8 protein-coding genes and 1 pseudogene are annotated in these 8,435 nt (G+C 70.8%); 8 read left to right on the forward strand and 1 reads right to left on the reverse strand.

The features are described from left to right. From O3Q52_RS43395 to O3Q52_RS43415, 5 genes are all read left to right on the forward strand, one after another. Nucleotides 1-418 (forward strand): ABC transporter permease subunit (locus tag O3Q52_RS43395; protein ID WP_269654032.1); only part of this gene is annotated, 418 nt, incomplete at its 5' end. Further along, entirely contained in the window at nucleotides 415-1,302 is an 888-nt protein-coding gene (locus O3Q52_RS43400) for a carbohydrate ABC transporter permease (protein ID WP_269654033.1), read from the forward strand. The genes O3Q52_RS43395 and O3Q52_RS43400, both read left to right, overlap by 4 nt. A 160-nt stretch (nucleotides 1,303-1,462) precedes the next feature. After that, a complete protein-coding gene (locus O3Q52_RS43405) occupies nucleotides 1,463-3,121 on the forward strand; it encodes an extracellular solute-binding protein (protein ID WP_269654034.1) in 1,659 nt (552 codons plus the stop codon). 39 nt (nucleotides 3,122-3,160) lie between these two features. Continuing rightward, nucleotides 3,161-4,264 carry a LacI family DNA-binding transcriptional regulator gene (locus O3Q52_RS43410; protein WP_269654035.1) on the forward strand — a complete coding sequence of 368 codons (1,104 nt, stop codon included), beginning with the start codon at nucleotides 3,161-3,163 and terminating at the stop codon, nucleotides 4,262-4,264. 18 nt (nucleotides 4,265-4,282) lie between these two features. Continuing rightward, nucleotides 4,283-6,271: a DUF2264 domain-containing protein gene (locus tag O3Q52_RS43415; protein WP_269654036.1), complete on the forward strand. Its 1,989-nt coding sequence runs from the start codon at nucleotides 4,283-4,285 to the stop codon at nucleotides 6,269-6,271. On the opposite strand, the gene O3Q52_RS43420 is transcribed toward O3Q52_RS43415, so the two are convergent. Beyond that, nucleotides 6,192-6,629 (reverse strand): STAS domain-containing protein, encoded by a 438-nt coding sequence (locus O3Q52_RS43420; RefSeq protein WP_269654037.1) that lies wholly within the window; start codon nucleotides 6,627-6,629, stop codon nucleotides 6,192-6,194. The two genes, O3Q52_RS43415 and O3Q52_RS43420, sit on opposite strands and share 80 nt — an antisense overlap. Before the next feature lie 315 nt (nucleotides 6,630-6,944). On the opposite strand from O3Q52_RS43420, the gene O3Q52_RS43425 reads away from it, so the two are divergent. The 3 genes and pseudogenes from O3Q52_RS43425 to O3Q52_RS43435 form a co-directional block, all read left to right on the forward strand. Beyond that, complete coding sequence (locus O3Q52_RS43425) at nucleotides 6,945-7,442, forward strand: hypothetical protein (protein WP_055617634.1); 498 nt, start codon at nucleotides 6,945-6,947, stop codon at nucleotides 7,440-7,442. 16 nt (nucleotides 7,443-7,458) lie between these two features. Continuing rightward, nucleotides 7,459-7,992 (forward strand): GNAT family N-acetyltransferase, encoded by a 534-nt coding sequence (locus O3Q52_RS43430; protein WP_269654038.1) that lies wholly within the window; start codon nucleotides 7,459-7,461, stop codon nucleotides 7,990-7,992. A 90-nt stretch (nucleotides 7,993-8,082) separates the two neighbouring features. After that, nucleotides 8,083-8,435: pseudogene (locus tag O3Q52_RS43435) on the forward strand (ABC transporter substrate-binding protein); the annotation flags it as partial.

Genomic DNA, 8,435 nt, shown 5'->3' on the forward strand with positions numbered 1-8,435 from the left:
CACCGTCGCCCAGGTGATCTGGAAGGACGCCGGCTGGGGCACGATCATCTTCCTCGCCGCGCTCTCCCAGGTCGACGAGCAGCAGTACGAGGCCGCCGCCATCGACGGCGCCGGGCCATGGCGGCGCTTCTGGCACGTCACCCTGCCCGCGATCCGGCCGGTGATCGTGCTGCTGCTCATCATGCGGCTCGGCGACATCCTCTCCGTCGGGTTCGAGCAGATGCTGCTCCAGCGTGACGCGGTCGGCCCCGAGGCCGCCGAGATCATCGACACCTTCGTCTACTACCAGGGCATGGTCGGAGGCGACTACGGATTCGCGGCCGCCGCGGGCCTGTTCAAGGGCGTCATCGGCGCCCTGCTCGTCTACGCGGCCAACAAGGTCGCCCATCGCCTCGGCGAACAGGGGGTCTACAAGTGAGCGCCCAAACCCGGCCCGCCTGGATGGAGAAGCCGAGGCCCCTGACCCAGGCGGCGAAGGCCGTCGCGCTCGTGGCCGTCGTCCTCCTGGTCTGTGTGCCGTTCCTGGTGATCCTCTCGACCTCGCTCGCCTCGCCCGAGGAGGTCGTCGACAACGGCGGCTGGGTGCTGTGGCCCACCGAACCGACCATCCAGGCGTACCGAGACATACTCGACGGCGGCATCGTCACCCACGCCCTCGGCGTCAGCGCGGGCGTGACCCTCGTCGGCACGCTGTTCAGCCTCTTCTGCACGGTCACACTCGCCTACGCCCTGTCGCGCCCCGGAGTCTTCGGCGGTCGGCCCGTGCTGCTCCTCGTCCTGTTCACGTTCCTCTTCCCGCCCGGCATGATCCCCAGCTTCCTGCTGGTCAAGGAGCTGGGCCTGCTGGACTCGTACGGGTCGCTGATCTTCCCCGTGCTCATCAACGTGTTCAACCTCGTGGTGCTGCGCGGCTTCTTCCAGTCGATACCCGACGAGCTGTACGAGGCCGCGCGGCTGGACGGGGCGGGGGACTGGCGGGTGCTGTGGTCCGTCGTGCTGCCGCTGTCCAAGGCCGCGCTCGCCGTCGTCGGTCTCTTCTACGCGGTGGCCTACTGGAACTCCTGGTTCTATGCCTCGCTGTATCTGGAGAGCGACCACTGGCCTCTTCAACAGGTGCTGCGCACGTATGTGGTGGCCGGGTCGGGGCTCACGGACACCGCTACCAGTGAGGGCACGGTGAATGCTCCGCAGACCGTGCAGATGGCTGTGCTGGTGATCGCCACGGTGCCGATTCTCCTGGTCTATCCGTTCCTGCAGAAGTACTTCACCAAGGGTGTGCTCACCGGAGCGATCAAGAGTTGAGCGGTTGCGCTCCGCTGGGGGCGGGCTTCGGCTGCAGGCCGGTTGTGGCTGGTCGCGCAGTTCCCCGCGCCCCTTTGGGGCGCCGGTCCGCACCGGGCTTCAACAGTCCCACCTAGTCATCCGTGAAAAGCCAGTCCTCCAGAGCTGGGAGAGAACACCTATGTCCAGTACACCGCTGTCCCGTCGTGCCCTGATGCGTACCGCTGCCGTGGGTGCTGTTGCGATTGCCGCTCCGGTCGGGCTGACCGGGTGTTCCACGGAGTCGGGAGGTGACGGGGTGTCCAACGCGGGCAAGAAGCTTGCGCCCTGGCCCGCGTACAAGGCCTTCGCGGGGCCGAAGCCGGATCTTGCGCCCACCGCGGAGGGGGTCCAGCCCGGTTACACCTCCTACCCGGCCGACCTGGCGCGGTCGGTGTCCCGTACGCCGGGGGACGGGTCCACCGTCAAGGTGATGTCGGTGTCGTTCGGTACGCCGCCGAAGCCGGCCTCGGCCAACAAGTTCTGGCAGGCCGTGGAGAAGGCGCTCGGTGTGAAGATCGAGTACACGGTCATCTCGCAGACCGACTACCAGAAGAAGATGGCCACCGTGATGGCGGGTGATCCGGGCGAACTCCCGGACATCATCAACATCTTCTCCGGGTTCGCGCTGCCCCGCGAGGCCCAGTTCGTGCAGCGGCGTGCAGAGGACCTCACGCCGTTCCTCTCCGGGGACGCGGTCGAGGACTATCCGAACCTCGCGAACATCCCGACGCACGCCTGGCGCGACATGGGCCGGATCGGTGGACGTATATACGGCATTCCGCTGGAGCGCCCGCTGCCCGGATCGACCCTCTGGCTCAACGAGGAGTACTTCGAGGACGCCGGGATGAAGGGGGGGTGGACCGACCAGGACTTCGCGGCGGTCGCCAAGAAGGGCACGGGCGGGAAGAAGTACGCCCTGGGGGCCGCGGTCGGATCCGTGTTCGGGGACGGGTTCCACTCGGCGGCGCACGGTGTGCACGCCCGGGGCTGGTCGGTGAAGGACGACGGTACGTTCCTGCCGGTCGTGGCCGACGAGCGGTACAAGCAGATGCTCGACTTCCAGCTCGGGCTGCGCAAGGCGGGCTCCTACCACCCGGACGCCACCTCCATCTCACAGATCGACATGATCGCCCTCTATTACAACGGGACGGTCGGCTCGCTGCAGGACGGATTCGGCGGCTACCTGCCCAAGTTCCTGGAGAAGGGCCGCAAGTACACGCCCGCTCCCGCTCTGCCGTACAGCGTGGGCGGTACGCCCGGCGGGATCGTCGGGGCACGCCGCTCGTTCGGCTACACCGTCGTCAAGAAGGCGAAGAAGGAGCGCGTCCAGTTGTTGCTGCGCATCCTCGACTACATCGCGGCTCCGTTCGGCAGCAAGGAGTGGGAACTCGTGCACTACGGCGTGGAGGGTACCCACTTCACCCGGGCCAAGGACGGTTCGCCCGAGCCCAACGCGCTCGGCCAGGTCGAGAACAACACCAACCTGCCGCTGAAGTACCTCGCCGAAGGACCCCAGGCACTGTTCGTGCCCGGAATGCCCGACGCGGTGAAGGCTCTGCACGCCTGGCAGGTCAAGACCGTTCCGAACGCGGTCCGCAATGCCTCGTACGGGCTCCAGTCCCGGACGTTCACCGCCCAGGGCACCACCCTCGAAACGCTCCTCAAGGACACCGCCACCGGGATCATCGCGGGACGCACTCCGCTGTCCGAATGGGACGCCACCGTCAAGACCTGGCGGCAGCGGGGTGGCGACAGAATGGCCGAGGAGTTCGCCAAGGACTACGCCGCCAACAACTGACGCGGCAGGTCGGGCGGTTGTGAGGGGAGACACGGGGAGATGGGCAACGACATGGCAGAGGCGGAGCCGACGGCAAAGCGACGCGTCACCATTCGCGAGGTCGCCGAGCGGGCAGGCGTGTCCATGGCCACCGTCTCGCGCGTGCTCAGCGGCAACCACCCCGTGCCCGCGTCGACCCGGGCCCGTGTGCTGCGCGCGTCCCGCGACCTCGACTACGTGGCCAACGCGCACGCCCGCGCCCTGGTCGGCGGCGGCCGCAAGATGGTCGCCGTCGTCCTGCGGCAGGTCACCAGCCCCTTCTACGCACAGGTCGCCGAGGGCGTCGAGGCCGAGGCGGCCTCCCGCGGCTGGCTGTGCCTGGTCGGCACCACCGGCGGGGATCCGCAACGCGAGCTGGAATTCGTGCAGTTGATGCGCGAGGAGGGCGCCAGGCTGGTCATCCTCGTCGGCGGGGTCGTCGAGGACGACGCCTACCGGGAGCGCGTCGCGCACTACGCCCAGGCCCTCGACTCGGCCGGCGCCCGCCTCGTGCTGTGCGGACGGCCCGCGCCCGACCCCGACATCCCCGCGCTCGTCGTCGAGTTCGACAACGAGGCCGGCGCCCACGCAATCACGGGCCATCTCCTCTCGGCGGGCCACCGCAGGATCGTGTTCCTCGGCGGACTGCCCGGCAACACGGCCCTCGACGCGCGCGTCGCCGGATACCGCGCGGCACTCGCCGAGCACGGCCTGCCACCCGAGGCCGCCCACGTCGTCGACTGCGGCCTCGGCCGGGCGGCGGGCCATCGCGCGATGGCCCAACTCCTCAAGGAGACGCCGGACTTCACCGCCGTCTTCGCCGGGGACGACATGGTCGCCGCCGGAGCCCTGCGGGCCATCACCGAAGCCGGGCTGCGCGTGCCCCACGACATCTCCGTCGTCGGCTACAACGACATCCCGCTCGCCGAGGACTTCAACCCGCCGCTCACCACCGTGCGCACCCCCGCCGAGGAACTCGGCCGGGCCGCCGTACGCATCGCCCTGCGCGACCCCGAGCACGCCGCGGGCGCCCACCATCTGCTCGGCACCCACATCGTCGTACGCGACAGCGTCCAGCCGCCCCCGCAGGCGCCGCGCGACGAGGCGCCCGACCACCCCCACTGACGGAGGACCCACCCCCGTATGACCGCGCCGCATGTGTCGCTCACCGACCCGACGCACTCGTCCTTCCTGCCGCCCCCCGACCCCGTACGCTCGCCTGTCACCGGCTGGACCCGCGCACACTGGGAGGCGATGGCCGACCGGCTCCTGGACGGCCTGCTCCCTTATGCGTCAAGGGAGTCGGCCCAGTACCGGCTGCCCGGCCGGCCCGGCCACGCCGGATCCTGGTCCGACGGCCTGGAGGGGTACGCCCGCTCGTTCCTGCTCGCCGCCTGCCGCATCGCGGGCTCCGGCGGGCGCGTTCCGCCGGAGCTGATCGAGCGGTACGCGGCCGGACTCGCCGCCGGTACCGACCCGGAGGGCGCCGAGCGCTGGCCGCCCATCGCCGACCGGGCCCAGCCCATGGTCGAGGCCGCCTCGATCGCGATCGCCCTGCACGAGACCAGACCGTGGATCTGGGACCGGCTCGACGACGCGGTACGCCAGCGGGTGGCCGCCTGGCTCGGCGGATTCGTCGGCGCCCGGGCGAACGACTCCAACTGGCGGCTCTTCCAGGTCGTCACCGAGGAGTTCCTCGCCTCCGTGGGCGCCCCGCACAGCCGTGCCGAGATCGACGACGGCCTGGCGCGGCTGGAGGACTGGTACCGGGGCGACGGCTGGTACACCGACGGCGACGGCCGCAAGTTCGACTACTACAACGGCTGGGCCCTGCACCTGTACCCGATCCTGTGGGCGCGCATCGCCGGACCCCGCGCGGATGCCTCGCTGACGGAGGTCCACCGGGCCCGCCTGCGCGCGTTCCTCGGCACCCACCAGTACTTCTTCGGCTCGGACGGCGCACCCGTCCACCAGGGCCGCTCCCTCACCTACCGCTACGCGACGGCCGCCCCGCTGTGGGCAGGAGCGCTCGCCGACGCGACCCCGCTGCCGCCCGGACGCACCCGCCGTCTGGCCTCGGGCGCCCTCAAGCACTTCACCGAGCGAGGGGTGCCCGACGAACGGGGACTGCTGAGCCTGGGCTGGTACCGGCCCTTCCTCCCGGTCACCCAGCGGTACTCGGGTCCCGCCTCGCCGTACTGGGCGAGCAAGGCGTTCCTCGGCCTGCTGCTCCCCGCCGGCCATCCCGTCTGGACGGCTCCCGAGGAACCGGGCCCCGTGGACACGGCGGACGCGTATCTGGCGCTGCCCGCTCCCGGCTGGCTGCTCCACTCGACCGCCGCCGACGGGATCGTACGACTCGTCAACCACGGCAGCGACCGCCTCCCACCGCCGCCCGCCGAGGCCGAGGACAGCCCGCACTACTCGAAGTTCGCGTATTCCAGCATCACGGCACCCGACACCCCTGCGGACACCCCCACGGACGGTCCCGCGACCGGGCCCGACAGCCACCTCGCCCTGCTCACGGCGGACGGGACGGCGGCCTCCAGGCGTGGCCGGATCCATCCCCTCGGCGCGGAGGGCCGCCGTGCGGCGTCCTGGCACCGGGCGGTCCTGCCGGGCTCCGACGAGGAGCACCGCATCGAGACGACCAGCGTGGTCCACGGCCCCTGGGAGATCCGGGTCCACCGCGTCGAAGGGCCGCCGGGAGCCGTCGTACGCGAAGGGGGTTGGGCCCTGGCAGACGACAGCGGGCCGTTGACCGAGGCCGCGGGGCCGGGTTGGGCGCTGGCGCGCCGGGAGGCGGACGGTCTCACGAGCGCGGTCGTGGCGCTGTACGGGTGGGAGGGGTCCGGGGCCGACGGCCCGTCGTACGGCACCGTCGCACAGGTCCGTGGCGCCAACGCCTACGGCGAGTACTCCGCCACACCTTGCCTGCGGCTGACCGCCCACCCGGGGAGTCCGTATCTCCTGGTCACGCTCGTCGTACTGAGCGCCGACCCGGCGCGGCCCTGCGACCCCGAGGTGCTGCGGGCGCGGGCCGGTACACGTGTCACCGCGGCGGGAGCGGTGGTGGTGCGCTTCCCGGACGGGACGGAGGAGGAAGTGCCGGCAGGGGCGGGAAGCGGCTGAGGAGCCCCGAGGCGCGTAACAGCCGGTGGATGCGGGGCTGGTCGGAGACGAGGCGGAGGGAGCCGCCCCGCTCCTTCGCCCGGCGGTCGGCCCGGCACAGCACGCGCAGCCCGGAGCAGTCGAAGAAGGCGACCTGGCGGAGGTCGACCAGGACCTGGGGTGCCAGGCCCGCGGTCACGGCGTCCAGATGCTCGGCCAGGGCACCCGCCGTCGCCATGTCGATCTCGCCCAGCACCTCGACGACGGTGAACCCGCCGCTCGGATAGCTGTGGGCGTACGGACTCGCCGTGGGGACTTCGGACTCCGCAGTGCCGCACTCGGGCAGCCCGGGGGCCTGGTCTTGGGATTCCGGCGACATGTCGTCTCCACCTCTGCAGGGGAGGGCGTATTCGATCTCGGTAGCTACCCCGCCCGCGGCGGAACCATCCACGCCGCGCCGTCCACAAGATCTAGTTCACTCGACCCAGTGAATTTCAGCTGCAACGGTTGACTTTTGGTCTTTGTGTTTACTCAACATGCCCTGTGCAAGGGGGTGTTGCGGACGTAGGGTCGCCGTGCTGCCCCGGTCACGGGCCGCAGCCACGGGCCGCGTCTCTGCCCGTTGTCCGCACGGATGTTCACCAGCTGTGTTCGTATGACTGACCATGAACTGTCTGACCAAGGAGGGTTGGCGGTGGGAACGCCGGTACGCACTCCGTCGGGCGGGCCGCCACTGCTGACCGAGTGCGGGCTCATGGAGCCGGTGCAGGAGATGGAGTTCACCGCCCATTTCTCCCGCGCGGACGGGGAGCTCGCCGCCGAGGAGGCCGCCGCGGCGGTGACGCGGGTGATCGACGCCCCGCTGTCCTTCGTCACTCCGGTCCTCGACGCCGGCCGCTCCGCGAGCAAGTGCCTGCTGGCGCGCAGCGCAGCCGACACCTGCCGGATCGTGCTCACCGCGGACCTCACCGGCATCACCGTGGCGGCCACCGACGACGTCAAGGTCTCCCTGGACTCCTGCGACCAGGTCGGCGCCAAGAACCTGCCGCTGCTCGCCGTCGTCGACGGACTGAAGGTGCACCACGGGCCGGACGGCCATGTCTGGGTGGTGTGGAAGGGCTCCTGGCGGCGTGTGGACGCCACCTCCGACGGACACGGCGACGACACCCCGGACGGGTCCGCACAGCCTTAATGCATATGATGTGCAAGTGCGCGAATACTGCATAAGAGCGGCGACCCCCGACGACCTCGACGGCGCGCGGTCCGTGATGCTCGACACCGTCTACCGGGACTTCGGCACCGGGTACGTACCGCGCTGGCACCGCGACATCATCGACCTGGACTCCTTCTACCTCGCACCCGACCGGCACACGCTGCTGGTCGCGGTCGACGAGCGGGACGGCACGGTGGCCGCGACCGCCGCGCTCGACTCCCGGGGCCCGGCGCACCCGCCCAACCCGCGCCACCTCGCCGAGCGCTACCCCTCCGGGGAGACCGCCCAACTGCGCCGCGTCTACGCGCGCGCCGATCACCGGCGACAGGGCCTGGCCCGGCGGCTGGTCGGCGAACTCCTCGACTTCGCGGCGGCGGACGGCGGCTATCGCTCCGTCTATCTGCACACCGACCCGGCGGTACCCGGCGCCGAGGCCTTCTGGCGGTCCCTCGGCAAGGTGGTCCACGACGAGCGCGAGGAACCAGGCGCCGGGCAGCGGATCGTGCACTTCGAAGTCCCCTTGCCCTGACGGACCCACTGCGCGAGCCCCGCGCCCGCAGCGTTCGCGCCGCGCGAAGAAACCATTCCCCACGAATCTCTCCCCACGAAGAAAGAGATCATGCGCTTTCTGCCGCGCCGTCGCCGGTTCGTCGCCGGCCTGTTGCTCGCCCCTCTGCTCACCGGCTGCTTCGCCTCCGAGGGCGGGGAGGAGTCCTCCGGCGGCGGGAACGGCCCCCGGCTCAAGGTCGCGCTCGCCTTCCCGCCCGCCGAGAACTTCAACCCGTACGGTGCCGACGCCACGCTCCTCAGCAGGCTCGGCGTCACGGAGGGTCTGACCCGCCTGGATGCCAACGGCGCCGCCGCCCCCGCGCTCGCCGAGTCGTGGAGCCGCGAGAACGACCGCAGTTGGCTGTTCACCCTGCGGGACGCGGCCTTCCAGGGCGGCACCGAGGTCACCCCGAAGGCCGTCGC

It is taken from the genome of Streptomyces sp. ActVer (genome assembly GCF_027270795.1).
GTDB classification, from domain to species: domain Bacteria; phylum Actinomycetota; class Actinomycetes; order Streptomycetales; family Streptomycetaceae; genus Streptomyces; species Streptomyces umbrinus_A.

What these genes read in the sequence shown, in the direction of transcription:
- O3Q52_RS43405 (WP_269654034.1), top strand. Translation starts at nt 1,463, where the DNA reads ATGTCCAGTACACCGCTGTCCCGTCGTGCCCTGATGCGTACCGCTGCC.
- O3Q52_RS43410 (WP_269654035.1), top strand. Translation starts at nt 3,161, where the DNA reads ATGGGCAACGACATGGCAGAGGCGGAGCCGACGGCAAAGCGACGCGTC.
- O3Q52_RS43415 (WP_269654036.1), top strand. Translation starts at nt 4,283, where the DNA reads ATGACCGCGCCGCATGTGTCGCTCACCGACCCGACGCACTCGTCCTTC.
- O3Q52_RS43420 (WP_269654037.1), bottom strand. Translation starts at nt 6,629, where the DNA reads ATGTCGCCGGAATCCCAAGACCAGGCCCCCGGGCTGCCCGAGTGCGGC.